The following is a 24,878-nucleotide window of genomic DNA, read 5'->3' as shown; positions in this document are numbered from 1 at the left end:
CAATGAATCCGTCTCCGGAGGCCGAATATTTTTACAGATATGCGCAATCTTTAAAATCAACTGGACAGCTTGCCAAAGCTGATAAAGTTCTCAATGAGTTTAATACAAAATACAAAAACGATTCCAGAGGTAAGCTTTATAAAGAAGATGTAAACTATCTCGATCAAATCAAATTAAACTCTGGACGCTATAAAATTGAAGATGCCGGAATCAACTCTAAATATTCTGACTACGGAAGTTTTGTGTATGACAACAAAATCTATTTTGCATCGGCAAGAGATACTGGTAATTTCAGCCAGAGAAAACACAAATGGACAGGCGAATATTTTACTAACATCTACAATGCAGATATTGATGCTGAAAGCGGAAGTTCGACTAAAGTGAATAAAATAAAAACAGCAATAAATACAAAATTTCACGAATCGTCTCCAGCATTTACTAAAGACGGAAAGACCGTTTATTTTACAAGAAACAATTTTATTGACGGCAAAAAAGGAAAAGATGATAACAAAGTTACTCTAATCAAAATATACAAAGCCACACTTGAAAATGGAAAATGGACTAATATAACTGCTCTTCCTTTTACAAGTGACAGCTTTAGCACTGCTCATCCTGCTTTAAGTCCTGATGAAAAAACACTCTACTTTGCGTCTGATATGCCAGGAACAATAGGACAATCTGATATTTACAAAGTAAGTATTAACAGCAACGGCGGTTACGGCACTCCCGAAAATTTAGGAAAATCAATTAATACCGAAGGAAAAGAAACATTTCCTTATGTAACTAGTGAAAATGAAATTTATTTTGCTTCTGACGGGCATCCAGGACTTGGCGGACTTGATGTATTTGTGGGACAATTACAGGATAATGGAACCGTAAGTGATATTCAAAACCTAGGAAGCGACATCAATTCACCTAATGATGATTTCGCCTACATTATTGATCCAGCCACTAGAAGAGGTTATTTCAGTTCAAATAAAGCCGGCGGTCACGGTTCTGATGATATTTATAAATTTCTAGAAACTAGAAGACTAAAATGTCTACAGGAATTAACTGGTGTTATTACAGATGCTGAAAGCGGCATAATACTGCCTGGAACAAAACTTACTTTATATGACAGCCAGCAGGTTGTTGTAAGTACAACCATTTCAAATGCCGAAGGAAAATACAGTTTTGCAGTTGAATGTGGCAAATCATATAATGTAAGAGCTGTAAAAACAGATTATGCAACTAAAGAAGTAATGGTGAATATTGGAAAAGTAAGCGGAAAAACAGATCTGCCAATTGCTTTGGATAAAATCATTTGTAAAGTTGCTATCGGAGATGATTTAGGAAAATGCTTCGGAATAAAAATGATTTATTTTGACCTTGACAAATCAAACATCCGTGTTGAAGCTGCTTTAGACTTAGAAAAAATATTGGATGTATTGAATCAAAATCCAACTATGAAGTTAGATATTCGTTCGCATACAGACAGTAGAGCAACTCATCAATACAATGAAGCTTTATCTGACCGAAGAGCAAAATCAACAATTGCTTGGCTTATTAAAAACGGCGTAGCTAAAAATCGTCTGACTGGAAAAGGTTATGGAGAAACACAGCTCGTAAACAAATGTTCTGATGGAGTACCATGTACTGAAGAAGAACACCAAATGAACAGACGAAGCGAGTTCATTATAGTTGGATTGTAATAAAAAATGTTTAAGATTAAAAATTAGGTACACTTTTTGTTTTTATCACTTTAATAAAAACTTGAAATCATGAAATTACTAAAACATTTATTTATCGGAGCCTTATTTTTTACTGTAAGTTTTTCAAACGCTCAGGTGTCAGTCAACCTTAATATTGGTACACCTCCCGCATGGGGACCGACGGGTTATGCAGATGCTCATTATTATTACTTACCGGATTTAGAAATTTATTATGATATTAATGCTTCTGACTATATTTATATAAACAGTGGGAGATGGTTAAGATCAAAAAGACTGCCCAAAAAATATAGAAACTATGACCTTTATAATGAATATAAAGTTGTCCTTACTGACTACAGGGGAAATTCGCCTTATGATAATTATAAAACTCATAAAGTAAAATACGGTAAAGGTTATAAAGGAAAACCACAAAAAACAATTGGTCAAAAACCAGGAAAAGGAAATAATAAAGAGCATAAAAATAATGGCCACGGAAATGGAAAGCATTAAATTATGTTGTACTCCCGCAGTGAAGATAAGGTAAACAGCCCCAAAATTGGGATAAGGTAAAGTGGTTTTTGTTAACTCATTGTTTTTAGGGGCATGTTTATCTGTTTGTTGTATATTATACAGATTAAAATAAGGATGTGTTATAACATCCTTATTTTATTTAAATCGTTGACTGTTTTGATTGGATCGAACGTAGAAATCTTAGACGTCTTGACAACAGGAAATATAGCGGCATGCTATATGGTAAATTCATATTTTACCGACTGTTCTTGGAGAAGATGTCTAGAGCCTTTTTTAATGTGGTGCATTCCATCTGCAGCTCTTTAATCTACTTTCTTATTTTCATGAGTTCCTTTTATCAAAATCGGAAGATGAATAATACTTTTTTGAGGCAAACTTCTCTTTTTTGTAAAGTTAGTTCCAGTGCCATAGAGCATCTTTGTTAATGTTAAACTCCAGAGCCACCTCAAGTTTTTTTATTTGTATTCTATTTCAAAATAATCGAGAACTGATTTGTAATTATCTTGCGCAGTAAGACAGGTATCCATTAGATAGTCTTTTATATTGTTCCATTCCTGTAGTCCTCTGTAATAAAAAAGTTTAAGCTGTTCATCTATTATGAATGGTACTATATTGTTTGCAAGACATTCTTTGAAAATAATTAATCGACCTACACGACCGTTTCCATCTTGAAAAGGATGTATGATTTCGAATTTGTAGTGAAAATCGATTATGTCTTCAATAGTTTTATTTTTAGTTGCATGATAATTAATGAGAAGATCTTTCATTTTTTCAGCGACCTGCTTGGGAGGGCAAGTCTCATTACCTCCAACTTCATTTGGCAGCTTTTTATATTCACCAACATTAAACCAACCCTTTCCGCTGTCAGAAGTACCAGACTTTAATAAAAAATGAAGTTCTTTAATAATAGATTCGGTAAGTTTGGCATTTGCTTTTTCAATAATAAAATCTATGCAGCGAAAGTGATTAGTGGTTTCAATAATGTCATCGACATTTAAGTTTTCTTTAGAAGCACCGATTGTATTGGTTTCGAAAATATATCTTGTTTGGTCGTGTGTCAGCCTGCTTCCTTCAATTTTATTTGAGTTGTAAGTCAAATCAATCTGAGTGCGGTGATAAATACTGCCTTTCAGTTTCATACTCTTTTGCTCTTTCAAGCTGTTTAATAAAACATTTTTACTTACTTTTTTATTCCCTTTTTGAGGAATTACTGCGTCTTCAGGAATATTCCAGGTCTTACCAGTTAAGAATGCACCTTTTAATTTCCCTAAAGCACAATAATTACGAATTGTCCTTTCGGACAGTTCCAGTTTTTTTGAAAATTCTACTACTGAAAGATATTTCATGTTTTATACTAGTTTTAGTATCGGCAAATATATGATAAAATATAAATTTGTAAGGTGTTAATTTGCCGATATCGGAAATATGAAATAAAAATAATCAAAAGATTTGAGTCTAATTTCTTAGTATTGTGAAGATTGGTGCCTTAAGTTTTTGTGGAAAAATGGAGGTAACTCAAGATTTTGATAGATGAGACAGAATCAAAATTGTAGAATGCTACCATTAAATTTACTTTTTACGTTAGAAGTAATTTTTTATTATTAATTTTAGTTTAATAGTGGGAATTTAATTCTGATCGCAAATAACTTATAGAAACATGTATGAATCAATCACAAAATGTTACCGACTACCCAAATAATAATACCATTTTTATGGTTTGGAAATTTAAAGATCAGACTGATATAAAGTCTTCTTTCGAAAAACTTTGTTCTTTAGTAAATAATTTAAATAATTCTTTTACAATAAGAATTCCTAATGGACGAAGCAGCTGTGTAATGGGGGTTGGATATGATGCGTGGATAAAGCTTGGATTACCAAAACCTCTGCCTAAGGAATTAGTGAATTTTGAATCGATTAGAGGGGCAAAACATACAGCAAAAGCTACTGAAGGAGATCTTCACTTTCATTTAAGAGGCCAAAATACAGCTGTTTGTTTTGATATGGCTCTGGCAATTTCAAATGTTATAAAGTCAGCAGCAGAATGTTTGGAAGAAATTCACGGATTTAGATATTGGGATGGGCGTTCTATTATTGGTTTTGTAGATGGCACCGAGAATCCAATAGGCGAGGAAAGACAATTTTTTGCAGTGGTAGGCGAGGAGGATGCTGCTTATAAAGGGGGAAGTTATTTATTTGTCCAGAAGTACTTTCATAATATGAAAAATTGGGGAAATCTATCGACTGAAGATCAGGAAAAAGTAATTGGAAGGTCTAAAATGAATGATATTGAAATGGAAGATGATGTGAAACCTGTTAATTCTCATAGTGCTCTTATGGCCATTACGGATGAAAATGGAGAAGACCTTAAAATTGTACGAGATAATATGCCTTTTGGCAATCCTGCTAAAGGTGAAGTCGGTACCTATTTTATTTCGTATGCCAGTAAATTCAGTACAACAAGAAGAATGTTAGAGAATATGTTTATTGGTAACCCGCCTGGAAATTATGATCGTATATTGGATTTTAGCACCGCGGAAACCGGAACATTGTTTTTTGTACCCGCATTAGATTTATTAGATCAATATTCTGCTGAATCTGATTCGTAAGATATTGTTCTCATTATAAATTAGAAATCCTAAAGAAAATTGAATAACAATTGACCAAGCAAAATTTTATGGAGATTGAAACTATTATTGAAGAAAATGTTCATTCTTTTTTATTCGACCTGAAAAAAGAAGAGGAAGGAGAAAAGGAGGCCGGCTTGATTATTCAGAAGTATATAAAAAAATGGTAAAATAAGTAATGAAGAGGAAAATGTTCTAAAAAACCAGCTTTTTGATTCGTTGAAAATGCTGGGTATTGGTATTCCTTTTGTATTACTTCCAGGTGCTTCTGTATTATTGCCAATATTGATAAAAGCGGCCCATAAATATAATATTCAATTAATGCCTTCAGCATTTAATAATACAGAAGACAAATAAACTACAGTTAGTCATAGTTTATTTATCTTCTCGTAAATCTTGGGATCGTGTTTTTTAATCTTAATCTTCACATATTTTGATGCGGGCATATTACTGTCTTTTACAACATTGTTTACAGAAACCAAGACGTTAGTTTCAGGAAAATAAGTAACTGTATTTTTCTCAGGTATTTGATAAGAAACAATAATAAATAAAGGTGCAATTCTTTCAATACCATCATCATAATTGAATAAATCGACTTTATCGCCTGATTTGAAACCCGCCTTCTCAATGTCTTTTGGATTCATAAATATTACTCGACGTTCGTTTTTTATACCACGATAGCGATCGTCAAGTCCATAAATTGTAGTATTAAACTGGTCGTGTGTCCGAGTTGTTGCCATCAGATACTCATCGTGACTAAGATCATTAACTGGTATTTCAGTTAATGTAAAAGGTGCACGGTCGCCAAATTCTTTAGTGATAAATTGTCCATCTCGCGCAGCATTAGGCAGATAAAAGCCTCCTTTTTCTCTCACTTTTAGGTTATAATTTTCAAAACCGGGAATGCATTTTTCTATATCATCCCTCACGGCATCATAACTGTCATGATAGCGTTTCCAGTTGATGACCGATTTATTTCCTAATGTGGCCATAGCCATTCTGCATACAATCTGTGTCTCATTAATGAGATTATCTGATATCGGCTTTAGTATTCCTTTCGATGACTGTACTACTCCCATAGAATTTTCGGTAGTTATAAATTGTATTTCACCATTGACTATATCAATGTCGCTTCGGGATAGCGTAGGTAATATGATTGCTTCTTTTCCATGTATCAGATGACTGCGATTGAGTTTGGTAGATATGCAGACTGTCAGATTCAATTTTCTTAGCGCATTTGCAGTAAAGCTTGTATCTGGTGTTGCGGATAGAAAATTACCTCCCATTGAAAATAATATTTTTACCTTTTCTTCATGCATTGCTTTAATAGCCCGAACAACATCGTATCCATGTTTGCGAGGTGGGTTGAATCCATAAAATGACTGTAAGCGATCCAGCTGTTCGTCACTGGGTTTTTCATCAATCATCATGGTTCTGTTTCCTTGAACATTACTGTGTCCACGAACAGGACAGACACCTGCACCTGGTTTGCCAATGCTTCCTTTTAGCAATAGAATATTGAGTATCTCTTTAATCATATCTACACCATTGGGCTGCTGTGTAAGACCCATTCCCCAGCAGACAATGATTCGTTTTTTAAATGCAATCATTTCAGCCATCTGATAAAGTGCTTCTTTAGAAACACCGGAGAGTTCTACAAGATCATCAAGATTATAATTTTCGAATTGTTTTAGGAAGGCATCGTATCCAGTCGTTTTTTCTCTGATAAAATCATAATCAAAGATTTTTCCAGGATTTTTATTTTCCAATTCAATTAATATAGTCTCAATAGCTTTTAAAAGAGCCATGTCGCCATTTATTTTTACAGGCAGATAAAGATCAGCCAGTTTAACGCCATTTCTAATAATTCCTTTGATTTCCTGCGGATTTCGAAATCCCATTAAACCTGCTTCGGGCAGAGGATTGATGGCGATAATTTTTGCTCCGTTTGCCTTGCCTTTTGCTAATGCACTCATCATTCTAGGAGCATTGGTTCCTGGGTTTTGTCCAATGATTATAATAACATCTGTATCATAAAAATCTTCCAGAGTTACGGTGCCTTTTCCAATTCCGATAGTAGGCCTTAAAGCGGATCCTGATGTTTCATGACACATATTGGAACAGTCCGGCATATTATTGGTGCCAAATTCTTTTGCAAAGAGCTGGTAAAGAAATGATGTTTCATTGCTTGTTCTTCCAGAGGTGTAAAAGGCAGCCTCATCTGGTGATTTCAACGCAGTGAGGTGCTCCGCTATTTTTTTGAATGCATTGTTCCAGCTGATAGCTTCGTAGTGTGTTCCATTTTGAGGAAGATACATAGGTTCAGTTAGCCTCCCCATCTTGCCAATCTGATAATCGTCTAATTTGGCGAGACTGTATACGGAGTTTTCCTTAAAAAACTCGGCTGTAATTTTTTTGGAAGTAGCTTCTTCGGCTAGTGCTTTAGCTCCGTTCTCACAGTATTCGCCAAGTGGCGACCGCTCATCATCTGGATCAGGCCACGCACAGCTTGGGCAGTCAAAACCCCCAATCTGATTCATCTTAAATAAAGCTTTTGTGCCTCTCATAAGAGTTTTTTCTTCAATAAGATCACTAAAAGCTGCTATTACAGCAGGAACTCCGGCAGCCCAATTCTCTACTTTTGTCAACTTAAGATCTAGAAGTTTATACGGATTTTCAGCATCCGGCTCTTTCGTGTTTTTTTTGTGTTGATCTTCTTTCATAGCTTTAGTATTTAATCAGAATCTCTGGGTGAGTTTTTGAATAATCTTTTTCAATTACTTTTTTATAGCAGTTATTGACTGATTATTTTATTTTTTTATGAAGTTGTTATTGACACCTTTTCACTAGAGTAATATATATTAAATCTATCTTCTTTAAGAAAACCTAAAAGGGTAATGTTAAATTCGGCAGCTATTTCTACTGCGAGAGTTGACGGAGCACCAATTGCGGCTACAACTGATATGCCTGCCATAGCGGCTTTTTGAATTAATTCAAAACTAATTCTGCCACTAAGAAGTAATATATGTTTGTTTAAGGGCAATAAGTTGTCTATTAATGCACAGCCAATTAATTTATCGAGTGCATTGTGTCTTCCAACATCTTCACGTAAAAGAAGTAAATCACCTTCAACAGTAAAAAGCCCTGATGCATGAATACCTCCAGTAGCAGCAAAATTGCTTTGAGCTAAACGTAACTTTTGAGGTAATTGATAAAGTATATCTGTCGTGATATTTAATTTAGGATTTTCTAAATGATTAAAAACGCTAACTGTTTTAATAGATTCAATGGAGCTTTTCCCACACACCCCGCAGCTGGAAGTTGTATAAAAATTTCGGTCGGACTGCATCAAATGCGGAGTAAAATTTTCTATAAGATCTACCTGAACAATATTTTTCTTTTGTAATCCACAGTTCATTTTTATGTGATAGACTTTTTTTATATTCAGGTAAGAAGTTATAATGCCTTCGGTATATAAAAAACCAATCGCAAGATCAAAGTCATTGCCAGGTGTACGCATGGTCACGGAGATGTTCTTGTACGTTTTTTGGGTTTCAGGTCCGTATGAAATTCTTATCTCCAGCGGTTCTTCTACAGAAAGTGTGTCTGCAAAAAATGAACTTTCAAAGCCATTTACTTTTCTAATAGGCATGTCTTTAATGGACACTGACTGCAAATCATTCATTTCCATGTAAATTCATTAAAAGTTGATACGTAAATTTAGTGAAAAATGATTTTAAAAAGGTGTTTTGGTCATATAATATCTTGAGAACATGACTGATTTGATATAAACAGAATTTTTAGCATAACTTGTGTAATAATTGATTTTGCACCATTAAGTTCAATTTTTAGCTACTGAAGGTCTAACCAAAATGTTGTTATGCATATTGAGTTGATCATAAGAATGATAAATTGTGAGCTATCATTGTTAAAATTTTAAAGTTTAATTTTATCTTTACATTCACATATGCACTTCTTACTTGTCATAACAAAATAATCCTTCCTAATTATTTTGACAGGCTGTTGGTTCACAAGGGTATTTTTTTGAAACTCATTTTCATTTACATAAACTTATAATTTCATGTATCAATTTGTAAAGTATATTTTGCTGTTTTTGGCAGCATCATTAAGTCTGGTTTCCTGTAAGCAAAAACAGGGAGACAAAATTAAAGTCGGTTTCTCGCAAGCGATGACAACTGATGATTGGCGCAAGCAAATGAACAGTTCTATAAAAATCGAAGCTTCTTTGCGACCTGAAGTCGATTTGACAATCAAAGACGCTAATAATAATGTTGGGAAACAAATCGAAGATATTGAGCGTTTTATTTCTAATAAAGTTGATGTTATTATTGTATCGCCAATTCAGTCCAAACCTTTAACGGCAGTTGTTGAAAAATCTATAAAAGCGGGAATTCCTGTTCTTGTAGTTGATCGAAAAATTGAAGGAGAAAGTTACACAGCTTATCTCGGAGCTGATAATATTGAAATTGGCCGAATAGCTGGTCGTTACATTATTTCTCACAGTAAAGGTTCTGGCAATATTATAGAAATTACTGGTGCAAGCGGATCATCTCCGGCTTACGAAAGAACGCTTGGTTTCAATCAGATTATCAAGGAAAATAAGCGTTTTAAGATTGTTAACACCATTCAGGGCGACTGGGAAAAAGAATCGGTAAAAGCGTCTTTGAAGGCAATTCTTCTCCAAAATCCAAATGTTGAATATATTTTCGCTCACAACGACAGAATGGCTTTAAGCGCTTGGGAAACTGCTAAAACCTTGGGGCTTGAAAAGAAAATAAAGTTTATTGGTGTTGATGCTTTAAACTCTGTAAATGGCGGTATTGAATTGGTAAAAAGCGGTGTGCTTGATGGAACAATTTTATATCCGACCGGAGGAAACGAAGCTTTAAAATTGGCATTGAAAATGTACAACAAAGAATCAATTTCCAGAAATAACATCCTAAACACGATTGTTATCGATAAAAACAATGCTGAAATTATCGAAAATCAGATGGATAAAGTCGATCAGCAGCAGTTGGTAATCGAGTCACAGCAAGGCGCTATTAAAGTACAGGAAAGGGAATATGCTTCGCAGAATAATTTGGTAAGATTGCTAAGTTTTTTTCTTGTAATTATCTTAAGTTTAACGGTTTATAGTATTTATTCTACAATTTCGATTTCAAAAAAGAAAAAACAATTAGAAAGAATCAATCAAACGGTAATTGATCAAAACAATGAAATTCAGGAAATGGCGCAGATTGCGGCTAAAAGCAATGAAGCAAAACTGAATTTCTTTACCGGACTTTCACATGAATTTAAAACGCCTATAACTTTAATAATGAGTTATGTGGAATCTTTAATTGAAAATGAGAAAATCAAAGGAACCGCATTGATAGATGAAGTGAAATTGATTCACAAAAACTCAAACAGATTACTTCGTTTGATCAATCAATTACTGGATTTCAGGAAAATTGAAGAACAGAAATTCAGGTTGAGAGCTTCCAATACTAAGATTTATGATTTTACAAATGAAGTCATGGCTAATTTTAAAGGCGAAGCAGCCCGAAGAAATATTGATTTTCAATTAGTCTGTAAAAACAAAAACCTGGAACTGTTTATTGACCGTGGTTTAATGGATAAAGTCTATTTCAATCTATTGTCGAATGCTTTTAAATTTACGCCGGACAATGGAAAAATTAGTATTTCGATTGTCGAAAATCAGGATAACACGGTAAAGATTCATTTTAAAGATTCCGGAATTGGAATTCCTGACGATGAGCTTTCAAATGTTTTTGATCCATTTTTCAGGGCTTCAAACAATAATAAAAACAGCTCCGGAATTGGTTTGCATTTGTCTAAAGAGTTTGTGCTTTTGCATCAGGGAACTATCGAACTTAAATCAAAACAAGGCAGTGAATTTGTAATTACGTTATTAAAAGGAAACAGTCATTTGCAGCCTGCTGAAATTATTCAGAAAGTCGAAAGTCTAGCCAGTATTCCAAACTTAATTACCGATAATTTAAACATAGAACCCGATTTAAAAGAGTCAAATACTATTTCTGATGCTGAAAAACATTCGCTGTTAATTATAGAAGACAACTTAGATTTGGTAAATTTTCTAAAAGCAAAACTGTCCAATGAATATGTAGTTTATAATTCTGACGGAAGCGATGCAATTGAAAAAGCATTGGAAATTATTCCGGATATTATTATCTGCGATATTAATTTAGTTGATAAGGATGGTTACGAAATCAGCAAAGAACTAAAGAAAGATCTTCGTTCCTCACATATTCCTATTATAATTCTAACGGCGCAAAGTAATAAAGAATCCGTTTTAAGAGGCTTGCAGAGTGGAGTAGACCAGTATTTGACAAAACCTTTTAGTCTTTCAATTCTAAAACAATCTCTTACGAGTTTGCTTTTCAACAGAGAAAAATTACGTTATTATTACACCAATAATATTTACAGAGTCGAACCTGAATCTAAATTTGGAAATCAGGAACAATCCTTTATTACCAAAATGAATGATATTATTAAAAAAAATGTCGAGAATCCAAAGTTTTCAGTTGAGGATTTAGCGGATAAATTGGGCGTTTCGAGAGTTCAGCTGTATAGAAAAGTGAAAGCAATTATCGGAATTAATATTAGTGATCATATTAATAATGTCAAATTAGAGAAAGCCGCAGAGCTTTTGAAGTCAAATGAAATGAATATTTCTGAAATTGCGTACTCATTAGGTTTCTCCTCTCCAAACTATTTTTCTACAGCTTTTAAGAATAAATTTGGAATTTCTCCTAAAGAATATAAAACGTCCAACTAATTTGTCTTTGAAATTGTTTCTTTTAAAGTATCAATTTTGAAGGTTATGTAACAAAATCGAAACTACATGGTTTTCGTAAAAGTTTTTTAATTTGTGTAAAACCTTGTAAATAAAGGTTTTGCGTTTAAAATGCTAAACTGTCAATATTTATAGAAATAAATTGTAACATCATTAAAAATAAGTTGTTTTTTTTGCAGATATCTTAGCAACAAGTTTTTAATACATGTACAATGAATAAGATATTGATTTGGTCTGTTACTGCTGCACTGGCAGGTTTTCTTTTCGGTTTTGATACCGTAGTTATTTCTGGAGCTGATAAACAATTACAGCTTCTGTGGCACTCGTCAGATGCCTTTCATGGTTCAGTTGTTATGGCAATGGCATTATGGGGAACTGTAGTTGGTGCAATCTTTGGAGGAATCCCAACTAATAAAATAGGACGTAAAAAAACGTTGTTCTGGATTGGTATTTTATATTTTGCTTCAGCAATTGGTGCCGCTTTCGCTAATGATCCGTTTGTTTTTGCTGCCTTTAGATTTATTGGAGGTTTAGGAGTTGGCGCTTCTACTATTGCTGCTCCGGCTTATGTATCAGAAATTGCTCCGGCAGACAAACGCGGAAGATTGGTCGCTTTATATCAGTTTAATATTGTATTAGGAATTTTAATTGCTTTTATATCTAATTATTTTCTAAAAGATATTGGAGAAAATGCTTGGAGATGGATGATTGGGGTTCAGGCAATTCCTTCGCTTATTTATATACTTTTTATTTTAACAATTCCTGAAAGTCCAAGATGGCTTTTGTCTAAAAACCGTGACGAAGAAGCTCGTAAAGTTTTATATACTATTGATCCATCTGCAAATATTTCAGACTTGATGGATGATTCCCGTGAAAACGGTGTTACGAAACACGAAAATATTTTCATGAAGAAATACCGTTTCCCTTTGATTCTGGCTTTTTTAATTGCCTTTTTCAATCAGTTTTCGGGAATTAATGCATTTCTTTATTATGCGCCAAGAATTTTTGAAGAAGCCGGATTAGGACAAAATACAGCGTTGTTAAGCAGTATCGGAATTGGAGTTACAAATCTTATTTTCACCTTAATTGGTGTGGCATTAATTGACAAATTAGGAAGAAAGTTGTTAATGTACATTGGTTCTGTTGGATATATTATTTCACTCGGACTAGTATCGGCTTCTTTCTATTACAATTGGGGAGGCTTATCAGTTCCTATTTTCCTTTTCCTTTTTATTGCTTCACATGCAATTGGTCAGGGCGCGGTCATTTGGGTTTTCATTTCAGAAATATTCCCAAATCATATTCGCGCATCTGGACAGGCATTTGGAAGTTCAGTACATTGGGTTTTAGCAGCAATTATTCCCTCTTTAATTCCAATGTTATTTTCAGAAATCGGACCCGAAGTAGTATTCCTTATTTTTACAATAATGATGGTATTTCAGCTGTTGTTTGTATTTTTTCTGATGCCGGAAACAAAAGGAATCTCTTTAGAAGCTTTAAGCGAAACACTAACTAAAAAAAATAACCACAAAAATGAAATCAAAGAAACATCTGCCGTTAGCTCTTTATAGTGCTGCCTTACTGTCGATAGTAGGATTAAAACCGTCTTCTGCAACTGCACAAACTGCTGCCGTTACTGTATCGAACACAGCGGAAGAACAAATGTATCGCCCACATTTTCATTTTACGCCAAAAAAAGGCTGGATGAATGATCCTAACGGAATGTTCTTCGCCAATGGGTATTATCACTTGTTTTACCAGCATTATCCTGACGGAAATACATGGGGACCAATGCATTGGGGACATGCCATTTCTAAAGATTTAATTAAATGGGAAGAACAGCCAATCGCGCTTTACCCGGATAAAGACAAATATATATTTTCAGGAAGTGCCGTTGTCGACACGCAAAACACATCTAGTTTAGGAACGGGAAAAACAACGCCGATTGTTGCTATTTATACTTTGCATGATATGACAAAGGAGAAAGCTGGCAAAATTGATGTCGAGCAGCAGGATATTGCATTTTCCAATGATAACGGTTTTACATGGCAGAAATTTGAGGAAGGAAATCCTGTCGTGAAAAATCCTGGAATTAGAGATTTTCGTGATCCAAAAGTATCTTGGGATGAAACGCACAAACAATGGATTATGGCTTTGGCAGCACAGGATCGAATTCATTTTTACAAATCATCGAATCTGAAAAACTGGGAATTTGCATCTGAATTTGGAAAAAATATTGGTGCTCACGGCGGTGTTTGGGAATGTCCTGATTTCTTCGAAATAAAAGTTGAAGGTACAAAAGAAACGAAATGGATTCTAATAGTAAATCTTAATCCGGGTGGACCAAACGGAGGTTCAGGAGTTCAATATTTTGTTGGTGATTTTGACGGAAAAACATTTACGATGGACGCTAGTTTTGCTGAAAGAGTAAATAACGAAAAAGCGGTTTGGGCAGATTATGGAAAAGATAATTATGCCGGAGTAACCTGGAATAATGTTCCAACTTCAGACGGAAGAAGATTGTTTATCGGATGGATGTCAAATTGGGAATATGCGCAACAGGTTCCAACAACGACATGGAGAAGCAGCACGACGATTCCGCGCGAATTGAAATTGGTTAAAAAAGGGAACCATTATAATTTGGTTAGCACTCCGGTAAAAGAAATCAATAATTATGTTTCTAAAACCATTAAAGCAAAAAGTAAAACAGGAAAAGGAACTTTAAATTTAATTGAAAACGGAAAAGTAGATTTAACACAGGCGGTTGTTAGTTTAGATTTAAAAAACTTAAAACAGGAAGATTATTCTTTTACACTTTCAAATGCAAATGGAGAATCTTTAAGTTTCGGTTTAAACAACAAAGAAAATTATTTGTTTGTTGATCGTTCTAAAGCCGGTAAAATTGATTTTTCAGATAAGTTCGCGTTACCAGTTAGCAAAGCATTTTTGGAAGGAAGCCAAAAAAGTACCGCTTTTAAAATTATTCTGGATAAAACTTCAATTGAAATATTCTACAATAATGGCGAAAAAGTAATGACGGAAATCTTTTTTCTAAACAAACCATTTACTTCACTTTCGGTTACTTCAAAAGAGAAAATTGAAGTAAATAATTTAATAATTCAGGAATTAAACGTCTCAAAAAGTCACTAAGAAAGAATAGCAGAATTATTTTTTCTTCATAAATAAATCCACAGCTAAAGCTTAGAAACACTCGAAAGATTTTTCTTTCTGACCTTTTATGTTTTGCTCTGAAAATTATCGGTTGCTTATCGCAAGCGAAATACTAACTACGTAATTAACCAATTAAATATAACCAAAACCATTAATTTATGAAAAGTAAGATTATTTATTTTCTATTTTTCTTCTTTCCGATGCTGATGATGACGGCGCAGGAAAACGGAATAAAAGGAACGGTAATTTCGTCTGATGACGGAATGCCTCTTCCTGGAGCGACAGTAATTATTTCAGGAACAAATACCAGTTCAGTCACCGATTTTGATGGGAATTTTTCTTTCCCAAATGTCGCTTCAGATGCTGTACTTGTAGTTTCTTTTGTAGGATATGCCCCGCAATCGATTTCTGTTAAAGGGCAAAAAACAATCAATGTGACACTGAAAGTAGACAACAATCAATTGAATGAAGTTGTCGTAACAGGATATTCGAAACAAAAGAAAACGGATATTACAGGAGCCGTTGCCGTTGTTAACATGAAAGATGTTATGAAACAGCCGGAACCAAACCCAATCAAAGCTTTGCAGGGAAGAATCGCCGGAGTAAAAGTGACTTCTGATGGTTCGCCAAGCGGAGGAAATACAAAAGTGGTGATTCGTGGTGTAGGAACTTTAAACAACACAGATCCGCTTTATGTAATTGACGGAATGCCGACAAAATCCGGAATGCATGAATTGAATCCTAATGATATCGAAACGATTCAGGTTTTGAAAGATGCTTCTTCAGCGAGTATTTACGGTTCTCGCGCTTCAAACGGTGTGATTATCATTACAACCAAGAAAGGAAAAGAAGGTAAAATGAGAATCAATTTCAGTACCTATGCTTCCTTTTCTGATTATTCAAGAAAGTTAGATGTTCTAAACGCGAACCAATTTGGACAGGCACTTTGGCAGGCAAATATCAACGACGGATTGAATCCGAATAATAACAATCTGCGCTATCAGTTTGACTGGTCGGTAAACAACAATAAACCACAATTGAACAAAGTTTTGGTGCCGGAATATCTTGACGCGCAACAAACCATAAAAGCATCTAATACGGATTGGTACGATGCGATTTCTCAAACCGGAGTTGCCAATTCTTATGATTTATCAGTTTCGAATGCTTCTGAAAAAGGAAATTATGTTTTCTCGCTAGGATATTATGGAAATGAAGGTGTTGTAAAAACAACAGATTTCGAAAGAATTTCTGCCAGAATGAACAGTTCTTATAAATATTTTGATGGCAAATTAGTTATTGGAGAAAACTTCAGTTTAAATCGTACAAACGAAGTAACAGATCCGGGCGTTTTAGATCCGGCACTTAGAGCTTTGCCAATTATTCCGGTGCACACTGTAGACGGAATAGGTTGGGGAGGACCGGTTGGAGGAATGAACGACAGACAAAATCCGGTTCGACTTTTACAATATAATAAAGACAATAAATACGATTATTTACGTCTTTTTGGTAACGCTTACGCGGATTTGGAAATCATCAAAAACCTGCACATCAAAACCAGTTTCGGAATGGATTATGGTTTTTACAAAAAACGTACGCTGCAAAGAAGCTACAAATCAGGTTATCTTCAAAATGATCAAACGTCGGTTACAATCGATCAATCGATTAGTGACAAATGGACTTGGACGAATACAGCAATCTATAGCTTAAACTTTGGAAAAAGCAATCTTAATTTGATGGCGGGAACGGAGATGTATAAAGATACTTATGATACAAATACGTTGCGTAAAAATGACTTTTTGATCGAAACGCCGGATTATATGTATCCGGATGCAGGAACAGGGGAATCTTTTACAAGCGGAACTTCGACTGTATATTCTTTGCTTTCTTATTTTGGAAAAGCAGATTATGAGTTTGATAATCGTTATTTGGTTTCGGCTACAATTCGTCGCGATGGTTCTTCTCGTTTTGGAAAAAACAATCAGTTCGGGACATTTCCGGCAGTTTCAGCGGGATGGAGAATCAGCAACGAAAATTTCATTAAAAACAATGCTCCTGTTTTTTCTGACTTAAAATTAAGAGCGGGCTGGGGACAAACCGGTAATCAGGAAATTAGTAATACGGCAGTTTACTCGCTTTATCTGGCAAGTTATGCAGGCGGAAGTCCAACTTGGGCAACGTCTTACGGAACAGCTTATGATATTGCAGGAAACGGAAACGGATTGCTTCCGTCTGGTTTTATCGCAACGCAATCAGGAAATGATGATTTGAAATGGGAAACGACTACACAAACCAACATTGGTTTGGATTTTGGTTTATTCAAACAAAAATTAAGCGGATCGATAGACTATTATATCAAGAAAACAGATGATATTTTGGTATTGCCACCATATTTGGGAGTAATTGGCGAAGGTGGAAATCGTTGGGTAAACGGAGCTTCTATGGAAAATAAAGGTTGGGAATTTTCTTTAGGCTATCACGACGAAACTTCATTTGGACTGAAATATGATATTTCAGGAAACATTTCGGCAAACAAAAATAAGATTACACAATTGCCGGATGAAGTAAAAAACAACTACGGCGGAAACGGACTGGATGATAATATTTTAGGACGTCCAATTAATTCGATGTATGGTTATGTTGCCGACGGATTATTTACAAGTCAGGATCAGGTTGATAATTCAGCAATTCAGGAAGGAAAAGGTCTTGGTAGAATTCGTTACAAAGACTTAAATGGTGACGGAACAATTACGGATAAAGACCGCACGTGGATAGGAAATCCAAATCCGGGATTGTTGTACGGAATCAATTTAAACTTGTCTTATAAAAACTTTGATTTTACCACTTTTTGGGAAGGTGCAACAGATGTTGATGTAATTAACAATACAAAATACCAAACTGATTTCTGGAGTGTTGATGACGTTGGATCAAATAAAGGAACACGTTTGTTAAATGCCTGGTCTTTGGATAATCCAAATTCAACTATTCCGGCATTGACAACGGTTGACCGAAATGCAGAATCTAGATTTTCAACTTATTATGTAGAAAACGGAAGTTATCTAAAACTTAGAGTTTTGCAGTTTGGCTATAGCCTGCCGAAAGAATTGTTGAAAAAACTAAATATGGAAACCTTTAGATTATACATCAGCGGTCAAAATTTATTGATTATCGATGCGAAAAGCTTCACAGGAGTTGATCCGGAAAATGCAGGTTTTGGATATCCTCAGCCGACAACTTTTACTGCTGGTCTTAATTTTACTTTATAATAAAAGATTTTAAAAATGAAAAAAATACTATATATAGCAGGATTTGCAGTGATGGGTTTCTTCACTTCCTGTTCCGATTTTTTAGAAAATGATCCGCGTGGCGTTTTGTCAGAAAAAGATATTGTTACGCCTGAGAATGTTGAAGGATTTATGAATGCGGCTTACGCTCAATTAGGAAATGATCATTACGATTCTCCTTACAGTTTATGGCCGTTTGGAAATGTTCGTTCTGATGATGCCTACAAAGGCGGAAGCGGTACAAATGATATTCAGGATTTTCACTTTTTTGAAGTTTCAAATAATATCCGTCCGGATTTTGGAGAATTGGACAGTTTCTGGTACATCAGTTATGTGGGCGTTTCAAGAACCAATAAAGCGTTGAAAGCTTTAGAACAAATCTCAGAAGCCGATTATCCATTGAAGAAAACACGAATGGCAGAAATGCGTTTTTTAAGAGGACATTTTTATTTTATGTTGAAAATCATGTTCAGAAATGTGCCTTATATTACTGAAGATGTTCCGGTTGAAGATTATAAAACGATTTCAAACAAAGCGCTTTCAAACGAAGAACTTTGGAGTAAAATCGCTGAAGATTTTCAGGCTGCAGCCGATAATTTACCCGATGCACAACCACAAGTAGGACGTGCGAATAAAAAAGCGGCTTCTGCTTATTTGGCAAAAACAAGATTGTATCAGGCTTATACACAGGATGAAACGTTTAAAGTTACAGGAATTAGTCAGCAGCATTTGCAGGAAGTAATTGCAGCAACGGATAAAGTAATCGGAAAAGCTTCTTTAGAACCTGACTTTGCCAACAACTTCTTACCGGGAACTTACGAAAACGGACCTGAATCTATTTTCTCGATTCAGTTTTCGGATAACGATGGAACGCTTTACGGAAGATTGAATTTCTCAGATGTTCTTTCTACGCCACAAGGTTTGGGTTGTTGTGATTTTCATAAACCTAGTCAAAACTTGGTGAATGCTTTTAAAACCGGAACAAATGGTTTGCCTGAATTTGATACGTACAACAACGAAGATTTTGATTATAAAAATATAGATGCCAATACTGTGGATCCAAGATTGTATCATACTGTTGCCATGCCGGGTCTTCCGTATAAATATGATCCTGAATTTCTATATGTTGAAGCTTGGGTACGTTCACCTGGAACGTATGGTTATTTTGCTTCATTAAAAGAAAACGTTGCTCCAAATTGCAGCTGTGTGGTTAATATTGATCCGTTTTACGGAAATTCAAAAAACAGAATTCAGATTCGTTATGCTGATGTGATTTTGATGCGTGCCGAAGCTTTGATTGAATTAGGAAGACAATCTGAAGCTTTGCCGTTGATCAATGAAATCAGAAAAAGAGCCGCACAAAGTACAGGAAGACTGCCTTATGTGAGCAACTTCAAAATTAATACTTATGTGGACGGAAGCAACTGCAATTGGACACAGGATTTTGCCCGTAAAGCGTTGCGTTGGGAACGTCGTTTAGAATTGGCAATGGAAGGAAGCCGATTCTTCGATCTTGTTCGCTGGGGAATCACAGATCAGGTTATGAATGATTTTTATGCGAAAGAAAAAACAAAACGTACGTATTATCAGGATGCTTTTTTTGATGCGCATAAAGAAGAATATTGTCCAATTCCGTTGAAGCAAATTAATTTCAGTCAGGGATTGTACAAACAAAATCCAGGTTATTAATCTTTAAAGAATCAGCAATATGAAAAAAGCTTTAAATAAATATTGGACCAAAGTGTCTATAGTATTGGCAATGATTTTTATGATTACTGCCTGCGAAAACAGTTTTGAAACTGGCGGATTTGATGTGAGTTCGCCTTCAAATGTACTTTCATTCAAATTAAATGGAGTTTCAGGAAACATTGATCAGGCAACAGGAAAAATTACTGTTGTAATGCCTTACGGCTCAGATATAACAGCCATAAAACCGGAAGTTGTTTTTGTAGAAGGAGCAACATCAAATCCGGAATTAAATTCGGCAATGAACTTTACAAATCCGGTTAAATTCAGGGTTGTTAATGGCAATTTATATAAAGATTATACAGTAACAACAACCGTTTTAAGTCCGATTAAGAGTTTTACGATCAATGGTGTTGCAGCGACTGTAAACGACATTAGCAAAACCATTAATATGACGCTTCCTGAAAATACCGATTTGACAGCACTAAAACCCGTAATTGAAGTTACGACAGGTGTTACCATTTCACCAGCTTCAGGAGCAACCGTTGATTTTACAAACGCAGTCACTTTTGTAATAACATCAAATGGAAAAAGCGTTAACTATACAGCAAATGTAGGAGTTCCGGTTACAGGATTGACAGTTGCATTTTTAGGAACTGCCGCTACAAGATCAGGAATTACAAATATGGATGAAGTTACGGCTTCAAACTGGTTGTTTGATAATTTTCCGGGAGCTAAATATATTTCTTTCGAAAGTATACAAAACGGTGCCGATTTAAGTGATATCGATGTGATTTGGTGGCATTTTGATTCGGCTGCAAATTTACCTTCTGTGGCTTATAATCCTTCGGTTACCAATGCATTGAAAAATTTCAGAACAAATGGCGGAAACTTGCTTTTGACTTCTTTTGCTTCACAATATGTCGATGCTTTAGGAATTGTTCCGTCAGGAAAAGGGCCGAATAATGTTTTTGGTGATTTTCCTCCAAACGGATTTGTAGACGGAAATTCATGGGGAATGTCTTTTGTAGGTCATGAAGGTCATCCAATTTTCCAAGGCTTAACCACTTTTGAAGCCGGAAAAGCCAATTTATTGCAAAGCGGGACTTTCAGATTAAATCATACAGCTTGGTGGTTTTTACCGGAATGGGGAGGCTACAATAATGGAGAAGGTTGGAGAAACCAAACAGGAGGAACCAATCTGGCAAGTGAAGCCTGGGATAATGAATTGAACGGAAGAGTAACAATTGCAGAATTTCCAAATACAAGTACGAATAAAAATGTAATCGTTATTTCAATGGGAGCTTACGATTGGTACAATGAAACCAACAGCAGCGGAGTGCCAAGTCAGGCGAATGAGTTTATCACAAACATTAAACTGCTGACACAAAACAGTATCAATTATTTAGCAGCAAAATAATCCACTTTGAATTTAATTAAAATGAAATATAGAAATATTATCACAATCGCCTCGGTTTTCTTTTCGCTGGTTTCGTGTAGCCAGGATGAAACGTATATTGGAGGTTCGATTTCAGGAGGCAATTCTGAAATAACAAGTGTTTTTCCTGTTCCTCCGGCGCAATGGATGGGTACAACCGAACCCTATTACAGCGCGGGTTATACGGGAGATATTATGCCTTTTTTCGATAACGGAAAATTTCATATTTACTTTCTGCATGATGCGCAGAATAAACCTGCCGGAAAAGGATTTCATGATATTCATGAATACCAGAGTACAGATTTGGCACATTTTACTTACGAAGGTCAAACCATTCCGTATGGTACAACGCTTGAACCTGATTTTGCTATTGGTACTGGATCAGTTGTCAAAGTGGGTAATCTTTATTACTTTTATTATACAGGGCACAATGAAAATCCTGCTTTTGTTCAGTCGAATGCCAGAGAAAGTGTGTTGTGCGCAACAAGTAGTGATTTGAAGAAATGGACAAAAATTCCTTCTTTTAAAATTACAGCTCCGGCGGGATATTACAACTATGATTTTAGAGATCCGCATGTGTTTTATAATGATGAATTGAAAAAATATTCAATGTTAGTAAGCACACAAACAGAACCAGGAAGAAAAGCCGTTTTGTTGCATTTTACAAGCGCAGATCCTGCATCAGGAAAATGGGATGTTCAAGCTCCAATTTATACCACAGCGCCTGAGGATAATTATCTGATGATGGAATGTGCGGACATTTTCAAAATGGGAAGTAATTGGTATTTAATTTTTTCTGAGAATTGGAGCGGGAACAAAGGAACGCATTACAGAATTTCATCATCAATAAATGGTCCATGGATAAAACCGGAAAATGACAGGATTGACGGAGAATATTTTTATGCAGGAAAAACAGCTTCTGACGGAAATAAAAGATATGTTTTTGGATGGAATGCCAGAAAGACGCCTGAGAATGATTTAGGAAATAAAGATTGGGCAGGGAATATGGTTATTCATGAATTGATTCAGAATTCGGATGGAACTTTAGGAACGCAATCGCCGAAATCGGTTAAGGATTTATTTTCGAAAAAGAATGCTACTGCAGAAGTAGATGCAATTTCATCCAACGCAACAGCCAATAACGGAATTTATTCTTTATCTGGAGAAACAGAAAAAGCAATGGTTACTTTTAAAAGCATTGGAAAGAAAGTCAAAATAAAAGCCGAAGTCACTTTAGCGAAAGCTAGCGGAACAACCGGATTTGTTTTTCATACCAATGATACAGGAAGTTATTATAAAGTGGTTTTGGATATTGCTAATGGAAAAATAAGCGGTTTTAATTCTGCTTCACAGGAAGTAACACGTTTGCCATTTGCATTTCAGACTAATGTAAAATATGATGTTGAAATAATTGCCGAAGGAAGTGTTGTCGTAGTTTACATCAACGGAAAAGCAGCGCTCACCAACCGCATTTACGGAAGAGACAAAAACAAATGGGGATTAATTGCTGAAGGACAAACGAGCACAATTACAAATCTTCAGATAACGCAACCTGAATAAAAACTAATAATAAAATATTTTAGAATGAATAACGGAAAAAACCTTAAAACGGTGGCATACGGAGAGGTACTTTGGGATGTTTTTGCCAATGAAAAAAAGATTGGCGGAGCTCCATTGAATGTAGCCTTGCGCATGAAAACGCTGGGTTGCGAAGTGGCCATGATTAGCTGTGTAGGAAATGATGAAGACGGAAAAGCAATAAAAGATCAAGTGAAACAATTGGGACTTGAAACGGATACAATCGTAGTTTCAGAAGATTTTCCGACGGGTTTGGTTAACGTGACCTTAAATGAGCGCGGATCGGCAACTTATGAAATCAGTTATCCGTCTGCCTGGGATAAAATTGAATTGAATGATTTAGCAAAAGCAACGGTAAAAGCGGCTGATGTATTGATTTACGGAAGTTTGGTTTGTCGTGATGATGTTTCGAGAAAAGCTTTGGAAGAGCTGCTTCAAAATGATGTTTATAAAGTTTTTGATGTCAATTTAAGAAAGCCACATTATACTTATGAAATCCTGGAGGAATTAATGAACTCTGCAGATTTTATTAAGTTCAATGATGAGGAATTACTTGAGATAGCAGCGACTATGGATTCTCCTTTTACAAGTCTGGAAGACAATATGCGTTTTATTGCAGAGAGAAATAAGGTGAGGGCCATGTGTGTCACTAAAGGAAAACACGGGGCTTTATTAATGTGGGAGGGAGAACTTTATCAGAATGGGGGATATCCTGTTAAAGTATCTGATACGGTTGGAGCAGGGGATTCCTTTCTAGCAGCTTTAATCACATCGCTGCTTACAGATAAAACACCGCAGGAGGCAATTGATTTTGCGTGCGCGGTAGGGGCTCTAGTAGCCGAGTCTCCAGGGGCAAATCCTGAAATTTCACTTTCCAGAATTGAAAATCTGATAGGAAAAGTTAAAATCTAATTTTTTAAGCCTGAAGTAAGTATTACTCCCTTAGGTTTGTAATGTTAATGTTTATCTGTGGAAACAGAGGCCTGATGCCTTTTGGTATCAGGCTTTTGTTTTAATAATTGGAAAGAGTTTAAAACATAATGCTTATCTAATTGCTGAAAATTTTATAATTGGCTATAACTTGTTTACGCAGAATAAAATTTTAAATTTACTTTTTTGAAAAATTTGGTTTCTGTCCCACCTGTTACAATAAAAATATAGTTTTAACTGATTAATAAAAATATTAAAATGAAAAAAGTTATAATTTCATTAGTTGTTTTCTTTGCAATACAAGCCATACAGGCACAGAAAAGTTTTAAGCCCCTTTTTGACGGTAAAACGACAAAGGGCTGGCATGCCTACGGTAAAAAATCTGCAGGAAAAGCATGGAAAGCAGAAGATGGCATATTACATTTTGATCCCAAAGAAGCACAAGATGGAGAAGGAGGAGATTTAGTAACAGATGCTGAATTTAAAGATTTTCATTTAAAATTGGATTGGAAAATAGCTCAGGATGGGAACAGCGGTATAATTTTTTATGTAAATGAGAATCCTGTAAAATACCAAAATACTTATAGTACCGGATTGGAGATGCAGATTTTAGACAATGCTGGTCATCCGGACGGAAAAATTCTTAAGCATAGAGCAGGAGATTTATATGATTTAATTGAAAGTAAATCAGAACCTGTAAAACCAGCAGGAGAATGGAATACTGCTGAAATTGCCAGCAGGAAAGGTAAATTAAGCCTTATTCTGAATGGAGTTACAGTAGTAGAAACTGTTCTTTGGGATGATAATTTCAAAAAAAATGTAGCGGGAAGCAAATTTGCAGATTGGCTGGATTTTGGAACATTCAAAAAAGGAAAAATTGCTTTGCAGGATCATGGAAACAATGTCTGGTTTCGCAACATTATGATTAAAGAATTAAATTAGTAATATAACATATGGATACTATATGTATCAATAAAAATTTGTTGACTAAGTAAAAAAGGTTATAATTTAAAATCACTAATGTATATCATGGTTCAGTATTTTTGTAAGGAAAAATCCTTTCCATGTTTTAAGCTGAGGTTTTGCTTGAATTTCATTTTAACCTCTATT

Annotated in this window: 16 protein-coding genes; 13 read left to right on the top strand and 3 right to left on the bottom strand. The window is 35.2% G+C overall.

Annotated features, from left to right (window positions below; genetic code table 11):
• Both BOW55_RS12470 and BOW55_RS12465 read left to right on the top strand, forming a co-directional pair.
• The coding region (locus BOW55_RS12470; protein ID WP_129024391.1) for an OmpA family protein at positions 1 to 1,691 on the top strand (1,691 nt) is incomplete at its 5' end.
• A 69-nt stretch (positions 1,692 to 1,760) separates the two neighbouring features.
• Positions 1,761 to 2,201 (top strand): hypothetical protein, encoded by a 441-nt coding sequence (locus BOW55_RS12465; RefSeq protein ID WP_129024390.1) that lies wholly within the window; start codon positions 1,761 to 1,763, stop codon positions 2,199 to 2,201.
• Positions 2,202 to 2,677: 476 nt separating this feature from the next.
• Here BOW55_RS12465 and BOW55_RS21545 read toward each other — a convergent pair whose 3' ends face one another.
• Positions 2,678 to 3,568 carry a DNA-binding protein gene (locus BOW55_RS21545; RefSeq protein WP_129024389.1) on the bottom strand — a complete coding sequence of 297 codons (891 nt, stop codon included), beginning with the start codon at positions 3,566 to 3,568 and terminating at the stop codon, positions 2,678 to 2,680.
• A 315-nt stretch (positions 3,569 to 3,883) separates the two neighbouring features.
• Here BOW55_RS21545 and BOW55_RS12455 point away from each other — a divergent pair, with 315 nt between their 5' ends.
• Positions 3,884 to 4,828, top strand: a complete 945-nt coding sequence (locus BOW55_RS12455) for a Dyp-type peroxidase (protein WP_129024388.1) — start codon at positions 3,884 to 3,886, stop codon at positions 4,826 to 4,828.
• Between the two features lie 243 nt (positions 4,829 to 5,071).
• Positions 5,072 to 5,203, top strand: a complete 132-nt coding sequence (locus BOW55_RS21540; protein WP_256371696.1) for a hypothetical protein — start codon at positions 5,072 to 5,074, stop codon at positions 5,201 to 5,203.
• Between the two features lie 11 nt (positions 5,204 to 5,214).
• On the opposite strand, the gene BOW55_RS12450 is transcribed toward BOW55_RS21540, so the two are convergent.
• The gene (locus tag BOW55_RS12450) at positions 5,215 to 7,569 is read right to left on the bottom strand and encodes an FdhF/YdeP family oxidoreductase (RefSeq protein WP_129024387.1); all 2,355 of its coding nucleotides are present in this window, start codon (positions 7,567 to 7,569) and stop codon (positions 5,215 to 5,217) included.
• Between the two features lie 95 nt (positions 7,570 to 7,664).
• On the bottom strand, positions 7,665 to 8,537 hold the full coding sequence (gene fdhD, locus BOW55_RS12445) for a formate dehydrogenase accessory sulfurtransferase FdhD (RefSeq protein ID WP_129024386.1): 873 nt from the start codon (positions 8,535 to 8,537) through the stop codon (positions 7,665 to 7,667).
• A gap of 390 nt (positions 8,538 to 8,927) precedes the next feature.
• Between fdhD and BOW55_RS12440 the strand changes: the two genes are divergently transcribed.
• The 9 genes from BOW55_RS12440 (at position 8,928) to BOW55_RS12400 (ending at position 24,710) form a co-directional block, all read left to right on the top strand.
• Positions 8,928 to 11,666, top strand: a complete 2,739-nt coding sequence (locus BOW55_RS12440; RefSeq protein ID WP_129024385.1) for a substrate-binding domain-containing protein — start codon at positions 8,928 to 8,930, stop codon at positions 11,664 to 11,666.
• 230 nt (positions 11,667 to 11,896) lie between these two features.
• Complete coding sequence (locus tag BOW55_RS12435; protein ID WP_129024384.1) at positions 11,897 to 13,255, top strand: sugar porter family MFS transporter; 1,359 nt, start codon at positions 11,897 to 11,899, stop codon at positions 13,253 to 13,255.
• A complete protein-coding gene (locus tag BOW55_RS12430; RefSeq protein WP_129024383.1) occupies positions 13,218 to 14,834 on the top strand; it encodes a glycoside hydrolase family 32 protein in 1,617 nt (538 codons plus the stop codon). Before BOW55_RS12435 ends, BOW55_RS12430 begins: the two co-directional genes overlap by 38 nt.
• A gap of 179 nt (positions 14,835 to 15,013) precedes the next feature.
• On the top strand, positions 15,014 to 18,118 hold the full coding sequence (locus tag BOW55_RS12425; protein ID WP_129024382.1) for a TonB-dependent receptor: 3,105 nt from the start codon (positions 15,014 to 15,016) through the stop codon (positions 18,116 to 18,118).
• Between the two features lie 15 nt (positions 18,119 to 18,133).
• Positions 18,134 to 19,825: a RagB/SusD family nutrient uptake outer membrane protein gene (locus tag BOW55_RS12420; protein ID WP_129024381.1), complete on the top strand. Its 1,692-nt coding sequence runs from the start codon at positions 18,134 to 18,136 to the stop codon at positions 19,823 to 19,825.
• A gap of 19 nt (positions 19,826 to 19,844) precedes the next feature.
• A complete protein-coding gene (locus BOW55_RS12415; RefSeq protein ID WP_129024380.1) occupies positions 19,845 to 21,242 on the top strand; it encodes a DUF4960 domain-containing protein in 1,398 nt (465 codons plus the stop codon).
• A gap of 21 nt (positions 21,243 to 21,263) precedes the next feature.
• Entirely contained in the window at positions 21,264 to 22,820 is a 1,557-nt protein-coding gene (locus BOW55_RS12410) for a glycoside hydrolase family 32 protein (RefSeq protein ID WP_129024379.1), read from the top strand.
• 24 nt (positions 22,821 to 22,844) lie between these two features.
• A complete protein-coding gene (locus BOW55_RS12405) occupies positions 22,845 to 23,750 on the top strand; it encodes a carbohydrate kinase family protein (RefSeq protein WP_129024378.1) in 906 nt (301 codons plus the stop codon).
• Positions 23,751 to 24,026: 276 nt separating this feature from the next.
• Entirely contained in the window at positions 24,027 to 24,710 is a 684-nt protein-coding gene (locus BOW55_RS12400; RefSeq protein WP_129024377.1) for a DUF1080 domain-containing protein, read from the top strand.
• The last annotated feature ends 168 nt before the right edge of the window (positions 24,711 to 24,878 follow it).

This window comes from Flavobacterium sp. YO12, assembly GCF_004119495.1.
GTDB lineage: Bacteria > Bacteroidota > Bacteroidia > Flavobacteriales > Flavobacteriaceae > Flavobacterium.
Note: the sequence above shows the minus strand (reverse complement) of the source record. Positions and strands in the feature narration are given on the sequence as shown.